At 35.4% G+C, this 18,365-nt stretch carries 15 protein-coding genes; 14 read left to right on the plus strand and 1 reads right to left on the minus strand.

Translation table 11 applies throughout. From position 1 onward, the window contains the following. Positions 1 to 8 precede the first annotated feature (8 nt). The 5 genes from BP18_RS04505 (at position 9) to BP18_RS04530 (ending at position 5,107) form a co-directional block, all read left to right on the plus strand. Positions 9 to 770 carry a Stp1/IreP family PP2C-type Ser/Thr phosphatase gene (locus BP18_RS04505; RefSeq protein WP_007723762.1) on the plus strand — a complete coding sequence of 254 codons (762 nt, stop codon included), beginning with the start codon at positions 9 to 11 and terminating at the stop codon, positions 768 to 770. Beyond that, on the plus strand, positions 757 to 2,739 hold the full coding sequence (pknB, locus tag BP18_RS04510; RefSeq protein ID WP_007723760.1) for a Stk1 family PASTA domain-containing Ser/Thr kinase: 1,983 nt from the start codon (positions 757 to 759) through the stop codon (positions 2,737 to 2,739). Before BP18_RS04505 ends, pknB begins: the two co-directional genes overlap by 14 nt. Before the next feature lie 143 nt (positions 2,740 to 2,882). Continuing rightward, entirely contained in the window at positions 2,883 to 3,785 is a 903-nt protein-coding gene (gene rsgA, locus BP18_RS04520) for a ribosome small subunit-dependent GTPase A (protein WP_007723758.1), read from the plus strand. A 10-nt stretch (positions 3,786 to 3,795) separates the two neighbouring features. Further along, positions 3,796 to 4,446 (plus strand): ribulose-phosphate 3-epimerase, encoded by a 651-nt coding sequence (gene rpe, locus BP18_RS04525; protein WP_029277928.1) that lies wholly within the window; start codon positions 3,796 to 3,798, stop codon positions 4,444 to 4,446. 1 nt (position 4,447) lies between these two features. Then, positions 4,448 to 5,107: a thiamine diphosphokinase gene (locus tag BP18_RS04530; RefSeq protein WP_007723751.1), complete on the plus strand. Its 660-nt coding sequence runs from the start codon at positions 4,448 to 4,450 to the stop codon at positions 5,105 to 5,107. 247 nt (positions 5,108 to 5,354) lie between these two features. On the opposite strand, the gene rpmB is transcribed toward BP18_RS04530, so the two are convergent. Further along, positions 5,355 to 5,543: a 50S ribosomal protein L28 gene (gene rpmB, locus BP18_RS04535; RefSeq protein ID WP_007723748.1), complete on the minus strand. Its 189-nt coding sequence runs from the start codon at positions 5,541 to 5,543 to the stop codon at positions 5,355 to 5,357. A 257-nt stretch (positions 5,544 to 5,800) separates the two neighbouring features. Here rpmB and BP18_RS04540 point away from each other — a divergent pair, with 257 nt between their 5' ends. From BP18_RS04540 to ftsY, 9 genes are all read left to right on the plus strand, one after another. Then, on the plus strand, positions 5,801 to 6,163 hold the full coding sequence (locus tag BP18_RS04540) for an Asp23/Gls24 family envelope stress response protein (protein ID WP_007723746.1): 363 nt from the start codon (positions 5,801 to 5,803) through the stop codon (positions 6,161 to 6,163). Between the two features lie 68 nt (positions 6,164 to 6,231). Beyond that, on the plus strand, positions 6,232 to 7,905 hold the full coding sequence (locus BP18_RS04545; RefSeq protein ID WP_007723744.1) for a DAK2 domain-containing protein: 1,674 nt from the start codon (positions 6,232 to 6,234) through the stop codon (positions 7,903 to 7,905). Between the two features lie 457 nt (positions 7,906 to 8,362). Then, positions 8,363 to 10,411, plus strand: a complete 2,049-nt coding sequence (recG, locus tag BP18_RS04555; RefSeq protein ID WP_029277350.1) for an ATP-dependent DNA helicase RecG — start codon at positions 8,363 to 8,365, stop codon at positions 10,409 to 10,411. A gap of 80 nt (positions 10,412 to 10,491) precedes the next feature. Next, positions 10,492 to 11,502, plus strand: a complete 1,011-nt coding sequence (plsX, locus tag BP18_RS04560) for a phosphate acyltransferase PlsX (protein ID WP_007723738.1) — start codon at positions 10,492 to 10,494, stop codon at positions 11,500 to 11,502. A 127-nt stretch (positions 11,503 to 11,629) separates the two neighbouring features. Beyond that, a complete protein-coding gene (gene acpP, locus BP18_RS04565; protein ID WP_007723735.1) occupies positions 11,630 to 11,872 on the plus strand; it encodes an acyl carrier protein in 243 nt (80 codons plus the stop codon). Between the two features lie 186 nt (positions 11,873 to 12,058). Next, complete coding sequence (gene rnc / locus BP18_RS04570; RefSeq protein ID WP_007723731.1) at positions 12,059 to 12,754, plus strand: ribonuclease III; 696 nt, start codon at positions 12,059 to 12,061, stop codon at positions 12,752 to 12,754. A gap of 24 nt (positions 12,755 to 12,778) precedes the next feature. Then, entirely contained in the window at positions 12,779 to 16,351 is a 3,573-nt protein-coding gene (gene smc, locus BP18_RS04575) for a chromosome segregation protein SMC (protein ID WP_007723729.1), read from the plus strand. An 80-nt stretch (positions 16,352 to 16,431) separates the two neighbouring features. Then, positions 16,432 to 17,241 carry a sugar-phosphatase gene (gene yidA / locus BP18_RS04580; protein WP_007723726.1) on the plus strand — a complete coding sequence of 270 codons (810 nt, stop codon included), beginning with the start codon at positions 16,432 to 16,434 and terminating at the stop codon, positions 17,239 to 17,241. Between the two features lie 32 nt (positions 17,242 to 17,273). Beyond that, positions 17,274 to 18,272, plus strand: a complete 999-nt coding sequence (gene ftsY / locus BP18_RS04585; RefSeq protein ID WP_007723723.1) for a signal recognition particle-docking protein FtsY — start codon at positions 17,274 to 17,276, stop codon at positions 18,270 to 18,272. Positions 18,273 to 18,365: the final 93 nt, after the last annotated feature.

An 18,365-nucleotide genomic window follows, 5' to 3' on the forward strand; every position in this document is an offset into this window, starting at 1 on the left:
GTGGAACAATGGAAGTTGTATTTCGCAGTGATACTGGTAAAAAGAGAAAGAATAATCAAGATTTTGCTGGTTACTTTATCAATAAAAACAATATTATGCTAGCGATTCTTTGTGATGGAATGGGTGGGCATCGAGGCGGAGATGTTGCAAGTGAAATGGCCGTATCTCAATTAGGACATTCATGGGAGGAATCGACTGTTCAGAATGCTGAACAAGTCACACAATGGATGTTGACCAGAATTAGTCGCGAAAACAAACGCATTTTAGAAAAATCACGTCAATTTTCTGATTTGGAAGGAATGGGGACTACGCTTGTTGCAACAGCATTGGTCGATCAAGAATTTGTGATTGCGAATATTGGCGACAGCAGAGGGTACCACTACACTGCCGGACGTTTTAACCAAGTAACTGAAGATCATTCATTGGTTAATGAACTAGTAAAAAGCGGCGAAATTTCTTTGAAAGATGCCGAAAATCATCCTAGAAAAAATGTTTTGACTCGTTCTCTAGGTGTAACAGATGAGATAGATATTGATGTAACGATTTTACCGGCCTTGCCAAATGATCAAATGTTACTTTGTTCAGATGGATTAACAAATATGGTTGAGGATCAAGAGATAAAAGATATTTTAAGCACTAATAAATCGGCTGAAGAAAAAATAGATACGTTGATAGATGTGGCTAATGACCGTGGAGGGTTAGATAACATAACGATCATATTGGTTCAGACAAAAATAGAAGGGAGGGACAGCAGTCATGGAAATGGGTAAAAAGCTAAACGGTCGTTACAAAATAATTGGAACAGTTGGTTCTGGTGGCATGGCAAATGTTTATCTTGCAAGAGATCTTATTCTCGAAAGAGATGTAGCGGTTAAAGTATTGCGCTTTGACTTTAGAGACGATCAAGATACAATCCGTCGATTTAAACGGGAAGCATTAGCTGCAACAGAATTGATTCATCCAAATATTGTAAGTGTATATGATGTAGGAGAAGAAGAAAACAACCAATACATTGTTATGGAGTATATCAAAGGCATGGATTTAAAACATTATATCCATAGTAATTTTCCTATACCCTACCAAAAAGTTCTAGATATTATGAGACAAATTCTTGCAGCCGTTGCAGAAGCTCATAATAATCGGATTATTCATAGGGATCTAAAACCCCAAAATGTTTTAATAGATGAGTCAGGCGTCGTTAAAATAACAGATTTTGGTATAGCAGTAGCGTTATCACAAACGTCTATTACACAAACGAATTCTTTATTGGGATCAGTCCATTATCTTTCGCCAGAACAAGCAAGAGGAGGAATGGCAACCAACCAATCAGATATCTATTCATTAGGGATTATTTTATATGAATTGTTAACAGGAAATGTTCCTTTTGAAGGCGAATCTGCTGTGTCGATTGCTTTAAAGCATTTCCAAGAATCCCTTCCATCAGTGAAAGATTTTGATCATCGTATTCCACAGTCTTTAGAAAATGTTGTTCTTAAAGCAACGGCAAAAGAAACGATTGACAGATATCGTTCCGCTCAAGAAATGGCTGCTGATTTAGCCACCTCTTTATCGCCTAAAAGAATTAATGAATCAAAATTTTCCCCAGCCAGTTTGATGGAGAAAACAAAAATATTGGAACCTATTGTTCCTGTAGCGCCTATTGCTTTAGCCGAAGAGAAAGTAGAACCGTCTAAAAGTGAAAAGCAAACTAAAGAAACAAAAAAAGATAAAAAGCCAAAGAAAAAGAAGTGGAAGATATTTTGGCTTACAGTATTGTTGCTCATACTCATTGTTACAGGTGGAATGGTTGCTTTTGCTCTTTCAGCGCCAAAAGATATCTCTGTACCAGATGTAATAGGAATGTCCGAAAAGGAAGCCAAAGAGGCTCTTTCAACCGCTAATTTGCAAGTTAGCCAGACTATCATAGAGACAAGCGAAGATGTCGAAGAAGGACTTGTAACAAGAACAGATCCTGAAACCGGTACAACTGTTAAAGAGGAAACGGATATTAACTTATATATTAGTTCTGGAAAAGAGACTGTTTCATTTAAAGACTATACAGGTGAACCTTATGAAGAAGTTCGAGCTGAACTGATGGAGCAAGGCTTTACTACTGAACGAGTTGATGAAAGCAGTGATACGGTTCCAGAAGGCTCTATTATTGAACAAAGTATAGCTGAAGATGAAGAGGTTGTTCCAAGTGAAACAACCGTTACATTAACAGTTAGCACGGGCGAAGCTAGATTTGAAATGAAAGATCTAACGGGTTATTCTGAAAAAGGTGTACAAGTCTATGCAGATGAAAATGGGTTGTCTGTAACTTTTAAAGAAGAATATTCTAATGATATTTTAGAAGGACAAGTCATCTCGCAAGACCCTGCAGCAGGAGAACTGTTGTCTAGCGGCGCTTCGTTCTCAGTCGTGATTTCATTGGGTAAAGAACCGGAACAAACATTTTCAAAAACGGTAACGATTCCTTACGCGAAACCCAAAAAAACAGATTCTGAAGCAGCGGTATCTGGCAGCGAATCCCAAGAGTCAGCTCCTATACCAAATGAGATTGTTATTTACATCAAAGATAAAGAACACTCTTTAGAGAATGAATTTCAAAAATTTACGATTACTGAAAATTTTGAAACTGTCATTCCATTTATTCTCCAAGAAGGTGAAACTGGAACGTATCGGATTGAACGTGATGGAGAAGTTATAGATGAAAATACCAATGTTACAATTGACTAAAATGCGAAAGATCAAAGAACTGATTTCAAGTTCTTTGATCTTTTTTTCGTCTAAAATAAATGAAATTTGTATGATTAAAATCTTGCTTTCTGGAGATTCATTCAGTAGAGTAGAACTGAGAGCACGTATTAGGAGGGGTTTTATTGCCGGAAGGTCAAATTAGAAAAGCGTTAAGTGGATTTTATTATGTATATTATAAAGGTGAAACCTATCAAACTAGAGGGAGAGGGAACTTTCGAAAAAGAGATCTAACACCTTTAGTTGGCGATTATGTTTTATTTGAAAGTGGCAATTTAAAAGAAGGTGTCGTGCAAGAACTATTACCTAGAAAAAATGAATTAGTTCGCCCGCCTGTAGCAAATGTTGATATTGGTGTTGTGGTTATGTCAGCTATTGAGCCCAATTTTTCAACGAATTTATTAGACCGCTTTTTGGTCACATTAGAAAGTAAAAGAATCCAAGCCATTATCTACATTAGTAAAATTGATTTATTGACAGATGAAACGTTGCAACAAATAAAAGAAAAACAACGAGAATATGAAAAAATTGGCTATTCAATAGTCGTACCGGAACAAAAAGACAATAAAAAATCATTAGAGGAATTGGTTTCTTATTTTCCTGATAAATTAACAGTCTTTATGGGCCAATCAGGAGCAGGGAAATCGACACTGCTAAATAGCATCGCACCGGATTTGTTGTTGAAAACGGCTGAGATTTCAAGCTCTCTGGGACGTGGGAAACATACAACAAGGCATGTTGAATTATTGCCTTTATATAACGGGTTAGTAGCAGATACTCCTGGTTTTAGTTCAATCGATTTTTTAGAACTTGAGCCAGAAGAACTTTCTGCTTGTTTTCCTGAATTTGTTGAGGTACAAGATGAATGCCGATTCAGAGGATGTATGCACAAAAAGGAACCTGGATGCCAGGTGAAAAAAGAAGTAGAATTAAATACAATACCAGAATACCGCTACCAGCATTATTTGCAATTTTTAAATGAAATTGAAAGTCGAAAACCAAGATATGATAATAAAGATAAGAAATGAGGATGAAATAATGAAACTAGCACCATCTATTTTAAGTGCAGACTTTGCAAATTTAGCAAGAGATATCCGTTTAGTAGAAGACGGAGGGGCTGATTATATTCATGTGGATGTAATGGATGGGCATTTTGTGCCAAACATTACGTTTGGAGCTGACACAGTAGCGGCTATTCGTCCGGTAACTAAACTACCTTTAGATTGTCATTTAATGGTTGAATATCCAGAAAATCACGTTAAGAATTTCGCTAAAGCAGGCGCAGATATTATTACGATACATGCTGAAAGTACGCCTCACATTCATCGGGTGCTTCAATTGATAAAAGATCAAGGTGTTAAAGCCGGAATTGCAGTTAATCCGGGTACACCAATCGAATCATTGATTCATGTATTAGGTTTAGTTGATTTGGTACTAGTTATGACTGTTAATCCAGGTTATGGTGGACAAAGTTTTATTCTTGAAACACTTAAAAAAATACAAGCAGCAAAAGAGTTGAAGGATAGAGAAGGGTATACTTATGAAATCGAAGTTGACGGAGGGATAGCCGAACAGACTGCTAAGCAATGCAAAGAAGCGGGAGCATCTGTTTTTGTTGCTGGTTCTTACATTTATAATGCAGAAGACCCGACAAATCAAATGGCTATCCTAAGGGGTGCGGTAAAATAAAATGGGACAACATCTTGCTATTATGGTAGGTGGACCTTGTGAGCAAATTCCATCACTAAAAGACATCCATTCGAAAGAACTCATTTGGATAGGTGTTGACAGAGGAGCTGTTCGTTTATTAGAACAAGGAATTGTTCCACAGATAGCACTTGGAGATTTTGATTCTGTTACAAAAGAAGAATTAAAACACATAAAAAAAGAAATTGCTGATGTTCGAATTTACCAAGCTGAAAAAGATGAAACTGATACGGAATTGGCTGTCCAAATTGCTTTTGATGAATTTAAACCAGAAAGTGTCTCTATTTATGGAACAACTGGTGGAAGAATGGATCATCTGTTAAATAATATCTATATGATATTCCAGCCAAAACTTTTCCAGTATGCTTCTAAAATCCGCTTGTTAGACGTCCAAAATACGATTTCTTATTTTACGTCTGGTACACATAGTTTGACGAAAGAACAAGATAAAAAGTATCTAGCGTTTGTCTGTTTATCTCCAGTGAAACAATTGACAATTAAAGATGCGAAGTATCGTTTAACAAATACAAATTTTGTTCATCCGATTTCTTTGGCAAGTAATGAATTTGTCACTAATACAGTTTCTTTTTCTTTTGAATCAGGAGTAATAGCTGTTATTCAAAGTAAAGATAATGAAACATAAGAATAACGAGTAACAAATTGAGGCTCTGTGTTTTTAGTGCAGAAAGATGAATTTAATTGATGCACAACATTTCTGGAGGAATAGGATGGTTAGCCCTGTGGGCACTCAGGGCGAAATCTATCATGGTTGTAAGCAGTTAAAGTAGCAACACTACGACTAAGAGCTCTAAGTGAATGAAATAGTTGAAAAAAACCAAACAAAAAGAACCTTCTCCATAACGATGGGAAAGGTTCTTTTTTCAGTAAAATTATACGCGTGCAACTTTACCAGATTTAAGAGCTCGAGCAGATACCCAAACTTTTTTAGGTGATCCATCAACCATGATACGAACTTTTTGTAAGTTAGCACCCCAAGTACGTTTTGTTTTGTTCATAGCGTGAGAGCGGTTGTTTCCGCTTCTTGCTTTACGTCCTGTAATTGCACATTCTTTAGCCATTAGTCTTTCCTCCTTTGCCGATATATCGAAGCAAAGCTTCAATCAATACTCATACTTCAATAATTTATCACAATTTACTTGCCTTTGCAACAAGTTTCTTTCAAGGGAATTTACTTGACAGTCTTTTTTAATTCCTTATTGTCGTTTAAATGAGGATTAAATTATGGAAACTTAGTTTTTCTTTTCTTAATCGGTCTGCTATGATAAAATATAGAATAGTAATTTATGGCTTGCTAGCCAAGAGGAGGATTTTTAACATGGCAGTTAAAATCAAAACACAATATGGAACAATAGATATTTCAAACGAAGTTATAGCAACTGTTGTCGGCGGTGCAGCAACCGAAATTTTTGGAATTGTTGGTATGGCAAGTAAAAGCCAAATACGTGATAATTTAAATGATATATTAAAAAAAGAAAATTATTCACGTGGAGTAATTGTGCGACAAGAAGATAATGGTGTAGCAGTTGATATTTATATTATCGTTAGTTATGGAATAAAGATTTCTGAAGTCAGCCGTAATGTGCAAGAGATTGTAAAATACAATTTAGAAACCATGTTAGGTGTTACTGCTAATACTGTAAATGTTTATGTTCAAGGTGTTCGTGTATTAAATGACTAATAAAGAATTATCAAAGAAGAAATAGTTACTATAACGTTAGTGAAAAGTAACTTAGGAGGATATATGTAGTGAAAGTTACAAAATTAGAAGGTAAACAGTTTCGCTTAATGATAGCAACAGGAGCTAATCGTTTAGATAAAAATGCGGAATATGTAAACTCATTAAATGTTTTTCCAGTTCCAGATGGTGATACAGGAACAAATATGAATTTATCATTGGCTAGTGGAGCAAAAGCAGTTTCAAATACAGCTTCTGAAAGTGTCGGCGATTTGTCAGCGGCGCTATCTAAAGGTTTATTAATGGGAGCTCGTGGGAATTCTGGAGTTATTTTGTCTCAATTATTTAGAGGATTCGGTAAAGCTATTGAAAATAAAGAAACGTTGTCTTCTAAAGATTTGTCTGAAGCCTTTACTAGAGGTGTTGAAGCGGCATATAAAGCGGTCATGAAACCCGTAGAAGGTACGATTTTAACGGTAGCTCGTGAATCTGCTAAAGCTGGTGAAAAGAAAGCAAAAGAAACAGATGATGTTGTTGAGGTAATGGAAGCAGTTGTACGCGGAGCTAAGAAATCTTTAGCTAGAACGCCTGATTTACTACCTGTACTAAAGGAAGTTGGCGTTGTGGATAGTGGTGGACAAGGACTATTATTCATTTATGAAGGATTCTTAGAAGTATTATCTGGAAAAGTTATCGAAGAAGATATCCATCAACCATCTGCTCAAGAAATGTCAGAATTGGTTAATGCTGAACACCATAAAAGTGTTTCAAATCACATTCATACTGAAGATATTACATTTGGTTATTGTACCGAAATCATGGTTGAAATTGGCAAAGGTGAAACAGTAGATAGCGAATTTGACTATGATACATTCCGTAACCATTTAAACGAAATCGGCGATTCTTTACTCGTGGTTTCTGATGACGATATCATTAAAGTTCACGTTCATACAGAACATCCAGGCGAAGTTATGAATTATGGTCAAAAATTTGGTTCATTACTCAAAATAAAAGTTGATAATATGCGTGTTCAACATGAAACGATTCTTGAAAATGAGTCGCAACAACCTGTTGTAAAAGCAGCTAAAACACCTTATGGCATTATTGCAGTTGCTGCAGGAGAAGGCGTTCAAAACTTGTTTAAAAGTTTAGGCGTGGACTATGTCATCAGTGGTGGACAAACAATGAATCCAAGTACAGAAGATATTCTTAAAGCGATTGAAGAAGTGAATGCTGAAAAAGTAATCATCTTACCAAATAATAAAAATATCTTTATGGCAGCAGATCAAGCTGCTGAAGTTAGTGACTTATCAGTGGTCGTTATTCCTAGTAAAACAGTGTCACAAGGCATGACTGCTATGCTAGCATTCAATGAATTGAATGATTTAGATACCAATAAGGCTGAAATGATGAATGAATTGGCTAATGTTGTTAGTGGCCAAGTTACGAATGCTGTAAGAGATACAGAAATCGATGGCATGAAAATCAAAAAAGATGATTTTATGGGAATTATTGAAGGGAAAATCAAAGTCTCTCAATCAAACCGTAAAACTGTTACAATTGAAACCTTGAAACAAATGATATCAGAAGATAGTGAAATTGTGACGATTTTACTTGGAGAAGATAGTGATGCAAGTGAAGCTGCTGAAATCGCTGCTGAAATTGAAAAACTATTTGAAGAAGTAGAAGTAGAAATTCATGATGGTCAACAACCAGTCTATCCTTATATCTTGTCGGTAGAATAATTAAAAGACAAAAATAGATCGGGATTTTATTCCATTCCTATTTTTGTCTTTTTTAGTGGTAGTAGATAAATCGATTCGATTGTTCCATACACTAATGTGTAGTTGTCTACTGTGCAAAAAGAGGCTCTTCGTCAAATAGTATGGATGCTTCTAAAAATTCTTTAGGAATAGACGGATTTGCTTGTAAGAGCCCTGGTACCGTCTTAAGCCTAAAGTTGTCATGGTTGTTGCTGCTTCAGCTGCTTACAAACATGATAGACTTGGGCATGAATGCCCACAGTGCTACCCTTTCATTTTTTTACAGGGCTACAAGCAATCCTATTCCTCCAGAAGTGTTAAGTATGAACTAAATTCATCTATCAACATTAAAAAATATAGAGCCAAAAAAGAATACAATAAGGGAGGTAAGAGACAGATTTAAGCGTAGATTTTATAGCTTTAAATCTGTTGAAAATATATGACTAAATCAATTTATGATTCTGTTTCTGTCCTCCCTTACGTTGGAGAAAAACGTTTAGAGGCTCTGCATCAATTAGGGATTCATACAATCAATGATTTGCTGTCTCATTATCCAATTCGCTATGAAGATATCCAAGAGCGTGATTTATTAGAGATAGAAGATCAAGAAAAGGTCACGTTAAAAGGAAATGTTGTTTCAGAAGCAGTAGTCAGTCGCTTTGGTCCTAAAAAGAATCGTTTGTCGTTTCGTTTAATAATTGAACATGCTGTGATTTCTGTTACTTTTTTTAATCAAGCTTACTTGAAAAGTAAAATCGTGACGGGAGAAGAAATAGCTGTTTTTGGTAAATGGGATGCAAAAAGAAAAAGTTTAACCGGTATAAAAATCTTAGGAACCCGTTCAGATTCTGAAAAGGGAGATTTCGAATCCGTATATAGCGCCAATAAACACATTAAGCAAAGTACTATTTTGCAGTTGATTACTGAAGCATACAACCTTTATCAAGATCACATTCCGGAGGTCGTACCACCGGAATTAAGAATTAAATACAGATTGATTTCTCATCGAGATGCCGTTTATGCCATGCATTTTCCAGCTTCAGAGAAGCAAAAAAAACAAGCTAGAAGAGAAGTTGTATTTGAAGAATTTTTATTGTATCAAATGCGCATGCAAATTGTACGTAAAAAACAAAAAGCAATGGGTAAAGGAAATACACTCAATTACAATGTAACGGATTTGAGAAATTTTATTGAGACATTGCCTTTTGAATTAACAAAAGCCCAGAAACGAGTAGTGAATGAAATCTGTAGCGACTTAAGACAACCTATTCATATGCATCGCCTGCTTCAAGGAGATGTTGGGAGCGGTAAGACAATTGTGGCTGCAATCGCGTTATACGCCGCTACAAACGTCGGTGTCCAATCGGCCTTAATGGTACCGACTGAAATTCTTGCTGAACAACATATGGAAAGTTTGTCGGAATTGTTTAATCCTCTTGAAGTCCGGATAGATTTGTTGACGGGTTCTACGAAGACAAAAGATCGGCGTTTGATTTTAGAACAATTGGCCAATGGCGAATTAGATGTTCTAATCGGTACACATGCCTTGATTCAACAAGATGTTTATTTTTCTAAATTAGGTTTAGTCATTACAGATGAACAACATCGCTTTGGAGTGAATCAACGAAAATTATTAAGAGATAAGGGTAAAGATGCGGATGTCTTATTTATGACGGCTACTCCCATTCCTCGAACATTAGCTATTACAGCATATGGAGAAATGGATGTATCAATTATTGATGAAATGCCTGCTGGAAGAATCCCAATTCAAACCACGTGGATTAAACCACAAAATTTTGAAAAAACGCTAGAATTTATTGAACTTCAGTTAAGAAAAGGGTCGCAAGCGTATGTTATTTGTCCTTTGATTGAAGAATCAGAAACCATGGATGTTAAAAATGCGACTGATATCTATGAAAAACTAACCGCTTATTATGGCGATCGTTTTCAAGTAGGGTTGTTGCATGGGAAAATGAAATCAAGCGAAAAAGAAAGCACTATGGAAAATTTCAAAGAAAAAAAACTACAGGTCCTTGTTTCGACAACCGTTATTGAAGTAGGGGTAAATGTTCCTAATGCAACGACCATGATCATTTATGATGCCGATCGTTTTGGACTGTCTCAATTGCATCAGTTAAGAGGCCGTGTTGGTCGTGGAGATAAAGAATCTTATTGTATTCTTGTTGCAAATCCTAAAACAGAAAATGGGATGGAACGCATGAAAATAATGACCGAAACAACTGATGGTTTTATACTCAGTGAAAAAGATTTAGAGCTGAGAGGGCCTGGAGATTTATTTGGCAATAAACAATCGGGTTTGCCAGATTTTAAAATTGGAGATATTATAGGCGATTTTGGAGCTTTAGAAGCAGCAAGACAAGAAGCGAATCAACTGGTTAATCAAAAAGATTTCCTTACAAATGAAGTGTACCAACAACTTAGAGAAGCGGTTGGGTTTAATGAATTAGAAGGATTAGATTTCAATTGAGATTCAATCATGATTAGTGGTAAAATTTAATAGAACGTAAAGTTCAGAAACATTGGAAGTTCACTAGGGAGGCAAATGATTTGAAAATTGCAGTAGATGCTATGGGCGGAGATAACGCTCCAAAAGCAATCGTAGAAGGTATTATGATGGCAGTTAAAGAATATAAAGATATTGAATTTATTTTATATGGAAAAGAAGACTCTATCAGAAAATACTTAACAGATGAAACAAACATTACCATCGTTCATACAGATGAAAAAATTATGAGTGAAGATGACCCAGTTCGCGCTGTACGCCGCAAAAAAAATGCTTCAATGGTATTGGCTGCGCAAGCCGTTAAAGACAAAAAAGCAGATGCCCTATTTTCTGCGGGAAACACTGGTGCATTATTGACTGCGGGCTTATTGATTATCGGAAGAATCAAAGGGATTGATCGTCCAGGTTTATTGGTGACGTTACCTGTAATTGGAAAAGAAGATGAAACGTTCAATTTAATGGACGTTGGTGCAAATGCGGATACCAAACCTGAAAATATCAATCAATATGCAATATTAGGCAGTTATTATGCTCAATTTGTTAGAGGAGTAAAAAATCCAAGAGTTGGTTTGTTAAACAATGGAACAGAAGAGAATAAAGGAAATGATGTGACTAAGAGAGCTTATCAACTTTTAGCAAACAATGCAGATATTAATTTTATTGGAAACATAGAGGCTCGTGAATTGCTTAGTGGTGTAGCTGATGTAGTGGTGACAGATGGTTACACTGGAAATGCTGTCTTAAAGACAATTGAAGGTACGGCTTTATCTATGATGAAACTTATCAAAAATGCTGTATATGAAAATGGGACAAAAGCTAAATTAGGTGGCTTGTTATTAAAAGATAGTTTTTCTAATATGAAGGATGTCTTAGATTATTCTACACATGGTGGAGCCGTATTATTTGGTGTTAAAGCACCAGTGATTAAGACACATGGATCAACGGAGAAAGAAGCGGTCTATTATACTATTAGACAAATTCATGAAATGTTAGATTCTCATGTTATTGATGATTTAGTTCACCATTTTGAAGAGAAACAAGTATCTGCTGATTAAATCTTATTTTATAAGAAAAAGGCAGCTCAAAAAAAATAGTTGGACAATATCTGTGAATATCGTTAAAATAAATAAAGCGACGTAATTTGTGTTTAAATATAAAAAGTTGAAAACGGAGGTATATATATTGTCTAATAGTGAAACTTTCGAAAAAATAAAAAAAATTATTGTTGAAAGATTTGGCATTGATGAAGAAAAAGTTACTAAAGAACTTACATTTAAAGAAGATCTTGGTGCTGATTCGCTTGATATCGTAGAATTGGTTATGGAATTAGAAGATGTTTTCGGAACGGAAATATCTGACGAAGATGCTGAAATAATTACTACAGTTGGAGATGCAGTAACTTACATCGAAGAACACAAAAATTAATGAAATTTCAAGAGCCCCTGAGCTTATCAATAAGTCAGAGGCTCTTTTTTTTATCGAAAAAAAAGATTGAGTTTTCAATAAGCATTTTCTTCGTTAGCGCTACTAAGCTAGAAATGGTTTATTTTTGTGTACAAACACAGTATAATGATAAAGCGTAAAGAAATATTTAAAGAAAGGGAGAATATAATGGATGAAGCATTTTTAACACATTTAAAAACTAAATTTGGTTTGGTTTTTCAAGACCTTTCTTATTTAGAAGAAGCATTTACCCATTCATCATATGTGAATGAGCACAGGAACCTTAAATTGAAAGATAATGAAAGAATTGAATTTTTAGGAGATGCTGTTTTAGAATTAACGGTGTCAAGATTTTTGTACGAATTATATCCTAATGTACCTGAAGGGAAATTAACTCGATTGAGAGCGACTATCGTCTGTGAAGCGAGTTTTAGTCAATTTGCAAAAGAGTACGAATTCGATCAATTTATTCGTTTAGGTAAAGGTGAAGAACGCATGAATGGCCGAAAACGACCTGCCTTGCTTTGCGATTTGTTCGAATCTTTTGTTGGTGCATTATACCTAGATCAAGGATTAGACGGCGTATTATTTTTTCTTGAACAAACAATCTTTCCAAAAATTAAGTCCGGTGCTTTCTCACATGTGATGGATCATAAAACAAATTTACAAGAATTTTTACAACAAAAAGGTGAAATTGAAATTGAATATAATTTGGTGGATGAAATAGGTCCAGCACATCAAAAAGCGTTTGTGGTAGAAGTACTTGCTGAAGGTCAACTATTAGGCCAAGGTCAAGGGAAAACAAAAAAAGCGGCTGAACAAGTAGCAGCTGAAAATGCATTGCTTACTTTACAAGAAAAATAGTACAGGGGAAAGGAGCCAGTAGTTGTGCAATTAAAAAGAATAGACATCGCTGGTTTCAAATCGTTTGCAGATAAAACGACAATTGAGTTTCACGATGGTGTAACAGCTGTTGTTGGACCTAATGGAAGCGGAAAAAGCAATATAACAGAAGCCATTCGCTGGGTTTTGGGTGAACAATCAGCGAGGAACTTACGTGGCGGAAAAATGAATGATATTATCTTTTCGGGATCAGATACAAGGAAATCAGTTAATTTAGCTGAAGTTACCTTGATACTAGAAAACGAAGATCATTTTTTACCGTTAGAATTTAGCGAAATAAGCATTACTAGACGTTTGCATCGAAATGGTGAAAGCGAATTTTATTTAAACAAGCAAGCTTGTCGGTTAAAAGACATTGTAGACCTATTTATGGATTCTGGCTTAGGCAAAGAGTCTTTTTCAATCATCTCGCAAGGGAAAGTTGAAAGTATATTCAATAGCAAACCTGAAGAGAGACGGTCTATATTTGAAGAAGCAGCTGGTGTTTTGAAGTATAAAACACGTAAAAAAAAGGCCGAACAAAAGTTAACGGAAACGGAAGAAAATTTAAACCGTGTTCAAGACATTGTTTATGAACTAGAAGGACAAGTTGAACCTTTAAGAGAACAAAGCAGTGTAGCTAAAGACTTTTTACTATACAAAGAACAATTGTCTGAAATGGATATTGCTTTGATGGTCGTTGAGATTGAGCAATTGAAAGTCGATTGGGATGAAAGTAAAAAAGAAATGCTTTCTTTTGAAGAACAATTGGCTGAAAAGAAGCAAAATTTATTAGAGTGTGAGAATCAATTAAAAGTTAAACGCGAACAAAAGATGAACTTGACGGAAACAATAGAAGAAACTCAATTGCAATTAGTCCAAGCGATTCAATTGTTTGAACAGACGGAAGGCCAAAAAAATGTTTTATCTGAGCGCAATAAATACACTACCGAAAATCTTCAGCAACTTGAAACGTCTAAAGAACTATCAAATCAAAGAATCGTTCAATTAGAGCAGGAATTAGAAACAATCAATGAAGAGCTTGTGGTAAAAAGCGAACAAGAAAAACAATTAAAAATAGCCTTCCTAGCTGCAGAAAAAGAGGCTTTATCTCTTTCGGGGAATTCAAAAGAAACGATTGAGAGTTTGCGAGATGAATATGTTGATTTGATGCAAAAACAAACTAGCTTAAGAAATGAGCAAAGTTACCTTGAACGCAATTCTTATCAATTGGCACAAAAAACGTTGAAATCAGATGCATCGGTTACTGAACTCGAAAAAAATATAGCGGAAATAACACTCCATTTTAAGGAAATCGCTCAGGAGCTATCAGATACTCAACAAGAAATTGCTCAAAAATTATTGCTTTATCAAGAGCAACAAGCCAGTATACAAATGAAACGACAAGCGTTAGAAACGAATGAAACACGCATGTATGATGCTTTAAAAGTGGTGCAGCAAGCAAAAGCTAAAAAAGAAAGTCTAAAAGAACTAAATGAAGACTATGCAGGCTTTTATCAAGGAGTTAAAGAAGTTTTAAAACGAAAAAAAGAGATTGGCGGCATTATCGGAGCCGTTGCTGAATTGATTGAAGTACCCAAACAAGCTGAACTGGCTATTGACATAGCACTTGGTGCAGCAAGCCAAAACATCATTGTTCAAGATGAACAAAGTGGCCGTAAAGGGATTCAATATTTGAAACAAAAAAGAGTTGGGAGAGCAACGTTCTTACCGCTAACAACTATTAAAGCTCGGCAGTTGCCAATATCTGTAGAAACTAAAGCCCGTAATTGTGAAGGTTTCTTAGGTATTGCGAGCCAATTGATTGCTTATCCTGAAACGGTTGCGACGGTCATTCAAAATTTGTTAGGAACAACTATCGTTGCGAAAGACTTGTCTTCTGCTAACACTATTGCTCGTGAGATACAATTTAAATACCGGGTTGTGACTCTTGAAGGTGATGTCATGAATGCAGGTGGATCAATGACTGGTGGAGCAAGTAAGTCTGGCAATCAGGGGAGTTTATTCGCTCGAAAGAATGAGTTAACTCATTTGGCGAAGCAAATCGCTCAAATGGAAGCAACGTTGACCGAAAAAGAAATAGAAGTTCGTACGATGAAACAAGCAATTAAAAAAGAAGAAACAACACTTAACGAGTTGCGTGAAATTGGTGAAAAACAACGCTTGAGAGAACAAGAATTAAAAAACCAATTTGAAACGTTAGAAGAAAAACAAGTACGGTTTACTAGAGAATTAAAAGCAGTGCAATACGAATGTCAAGAAGCTAAAGAAGAAGTTGAATCCTATGAATTGAAAAAAACGGAGTTAATGGAATCTTTGCAAAAAATTAAAAATGAAATGGAACAAATCAACCATCAAATTTTATTAGCGTCTTCTCAAAATGAAGAACGTGAAAAAAACCAGACATTAATCAATGAAAAACAACAAAATTTACGAACTAAGCTAGCTGCTTTAAAAGAGCAATTAGTTGGATTGAAAAAAGAACAAAAAACGGTATCTAGTCAATTAGAGAATCAACAAATAGAGAGTTTATCCATCACTAATCGCATGGAACAAATGACTCAATTTGATGGCACTCATCAAATGACTAAGCAAGAATTGAGCGATAAGTTAGCACAATTAAGCGAAACAAAACGCAACTTAGAAAGTCAATTATCTAAAACAAAGAGTGAAAAAAATACGATAGAAAGTCAATTGAATGAAATTGAACAGTTGACTACTAGAATGAATAACCAAAAGCATTATCTGCTAGAAGAAAAAGCAAAAGCTGAAGTTGCGATGAATCGGACGGATGTGGCCATTGAAAATCGTTTGGGTTATTTAAGTGAAGAATATGAATTAACATTTGAAGCTGCTGAAATGAGTCATTTACTTAATGTTTCAATTGAAGAAGCAACACGTAAAGTGAAACTTTTGAAACAAAGTATTCAAGAGTTGGGTTCTGTTAATATTGGAGCCATTGAAGAATTTGAGCGTGTAAATGAGCGCTATACTTTCCTTGTTGACCAACGTGAAGATTTACTAGAAGCTAAAACGAGTTTGTATACTACGATGAATGAAATGGATGAAGAAGTTAAAGTGCGTTTTTCAGAAGTATTTGAAGATATCCGCATGAAGTTTTCTGAAGTCTTCCCGCAAATGTTTGGTGGGGGATCTGCTGAACTTCGTTTAACAGATCCTGAGAACTTGTTAACAACCGGTATTGAAATTATTGCTCAGCCCCCAGGGAAAAAATTGCAACAATTGAGTTTACTATCTGGAGGAGAACGAGCATTTACAGCGATTGCTTTAATGTTTTCAATCATACAAGTTCGTCCCGTGCCATTTTGTATTTTAGACGAAGTTGAAGCAGCACTTGATGAAGCCAATGTTGTTAGGTTTGGAAGGTACTTAAAACAGTTTGATGGGGATACTCAATTTATCGTCATCACTCACCGTAAAGGAACGATGGAAGAAGCAAATGTGCTCTATGGCATAACAATGCAAGAATCTGGTGTTTCTAAAGTGGTATCAGTTCGTTTGGAAGAATTAACGGATGTTCCCGCTGGGATAAACTAGACAAGTGGAAAAAGAAAAAGGTCGATAAGTGTCGATCTTTTTCTTTTTAAACAAGTAATAAAAAGGATTGGGGTTAAATCATGATTAAATTAGTTGCAATTGATTTAGATGGTACATTATTAAATAGAGAACACATCATATCAGATGAGAATAAAGAAGTCATAAAGAAGGCAAAGGAACAAGGCGTTAAAGTGGTCCTTTGTACAGGTAGACCTTTATTAGGCATGATTTCTTATTTAGAAGAATTAAACTTAAGAGAAGTTGGAGACTATGGCATTACGTACAATGGTGGACTAGTACAACGCACGGATACTGGTGAAGTCCTATCTAAAAAAACATTAACGAAAGTTGAAATTGAAGAAATTTTTGCACTAAGTAAAGAAATCAATGTTCCTTGTAACTTCATTGATTTAGAAAAAATTTATGAACCACCATATCCTGAAGGTCGCGATTCACTTTACCCAACGGTTATGAGAGCCTTACCGTATGTTCCAATTGAGATGGAACATGTGTCTGAAGATATTGCAATCAATAAAACCGTTTTTTGTTATGAACAAACTAGTCTAGACGAAGCCATTAAAAAAATTCCAGTTCATTTCCATGAAAAGTATACTATTATGAAATCACGACCTGTATTACTAGAATTAATGCCTAAAGGTGTCGATAAAGGCAGCGGAATAGCCGTTTTAGCTGACTTGCTAGGCTTTGAAGCTTCTGAGGTCATGTCTTTAGGTGATGAAGCTAACGATGCAGCAATGATTGAATATGCTGGTATGGGAGTAGCAATGGGAAATGCAACGGATGAAATCAAAGCTATGGCACAATACATCACCAAAACAAATGAAGAACATGGTGTCGCACATGCTATTCAAAAGTTTGTACTTAATTAAATAGGAACAATGCCAAGAGAAGAGGGTGTAAAATGGGATTATTTGATAAAATAAAGAAAGCTTTTACCGGTGAAGAAAAAGTTGAGACCACAGAAGTAACGGAGAAATATGAAAAAGGTTTAGAGAAAACGAGAAAAACATTTTCGCAACGCATGAATGAACTGTTTGCAAATTTTAGAACAGTTGATGAAGATTTTTTTGATGAACTCGAAGAAGTGTTGATTGGAGCAGATGTTGGCTTTGAATCAACAATGGAAATTACTGATGCTTTACGTCAAGAAGTGAAATTGAAAAATGCAAAAGCTTCAAATGAAGTTCAGCAAGTCATAATTGAAAAAATGGTTGAAATTTATGAAAAAGGCAATACTGATAAACCTGAAATTAATATAAACCCTGCAGGATTAACAGTAATTTTATTGGTTGGTGTAAATGGTGTAGGTAAAACAACCACAATTGGTAAAATGGCTCATCTGTATCAACAAGAAGGAAAAAAGGTTATGTTGGCAGCTGGAGATACATTTAGAGCTGGAGCGATCGAACAATTACATGTTTGGGGTGATCGTGTTGGAGCAGAAGTTGTCAGTGGTAAGGCAGGTGGAGATCCAGCAGCTGTCGTATTTGACGCTATAAAAGAAGCTAAACAAAAAGAAGCGGATATTTTATTTGTTGATACGGCTGGAAGGTTACAAAATAAAGTGAATTTGATGAACGAATTAGAAAAAATGAAACGAATCATTGAACGTGAAATTCCAGGTGGACCGCATGAAGTATTGTTAGTGCTAGATGCAACAACTGGACAAAATGCAATGAATCAAGCTAAACAATTTAAACAGACAACAGATGTAACAGGAATTGTATTAACTAAATTAGATGGCACAGCAAAAGGTGGAATTGTTTTAGCCATTCGTAAAGAATTAGATATTCCGGTTAAATTCGTTGGCTTAGGTGAAAGTATGGATGACTTACAAGTATTCGATCCGAATGAATACATCTACGGTTTATTCAGCGAATTAATTCAAAATTCTATTTAATAGTTAACTTAAAAACCTACCTCTAAAGCAATTTTTAGAGATAGGTTTTTTTTAATGAACATGTGTACGTTTTCATTTTGAATGTAGCGTAAT

This window comes from Carnobacterium jeotgali MS3, from assembly GCF_000745125.1.
Classification (GTDB): Bacteria; Bacillota; Bacilli; order Lactobacillales; family Carnobacteriaceae; genus Carnobacterium_B; species Carnobacterium_B jeotgali.

Excerpts from the sequence above, each read along its gene's own strand:
- rpe (WP_029277928.1), top strand. The coding sequence starts at position 3,796 with ATGAAACTAGCACCATCTATTTTAAGTGCAGACTTTGCAAATTTAGCA.
- ftsY (WP_007723723.1), top strand. The coding sequence starts at position 17,274 with ATGGGATTATTTGATAAAATAAAGAAAGCTTTTACCGGTGAAGAAAAA.
- BP18_RS04505 (WP_007723762.1), top strand. The coding sequence starts at position 9 with ATGGAAGTTGTATTTCGCAGTGATACTGGTAAAAAGAGAAAGAATAAT.
- BP18_RS04530 (WP_007723751.1), top strand. The coding sequence starts at position 4,448 with ATGGGACAACATCTTGCTATTATGGTAGGTGGACCTTGTGAGCAAATT.
- recG (WP_029277350.1), top strand. The coding sequence starts at position 8,363 with ATGACTAAATCAATTTATGATTCTGTTTCTGTCCTCCCTTACGTTGGA.
- yidA (WP_007723726.1), top strand. The coding sequence starts at position 16,432 with ATGATTAAATTAGTTGCAATTGATTTAGATGGTACATTATTAAATAGA.
- pknB (WP_007723760.1), top strand. The coding sequence starts at position 757 with ATGGAAATGGGTAAAAAGCTAAACGGTCGTTACAAAATAATTGGAACA.
- BP18_RS04540 (WP_007723746.1), top strand. The coding sequence starts at position 5,801 with ATGGCAGTTAAAATCAAAACACAATATGGAACAATAGATATTTCAAAC.
- rpmB (WP_007723748.1), bottom strand. The coding sequence starts at position 5,543 with ATGGCTAAAGAATGTGCAATTACAGGACGTAAAGCAAGAAGCGGAAAC.
- rnc (WP_007723731.1), top strand. The coding sequence starts at position 12,059 with ATGGATGAAGCATTTTTAACACATTTAAAAACTAAATTTGGTTTGGTT.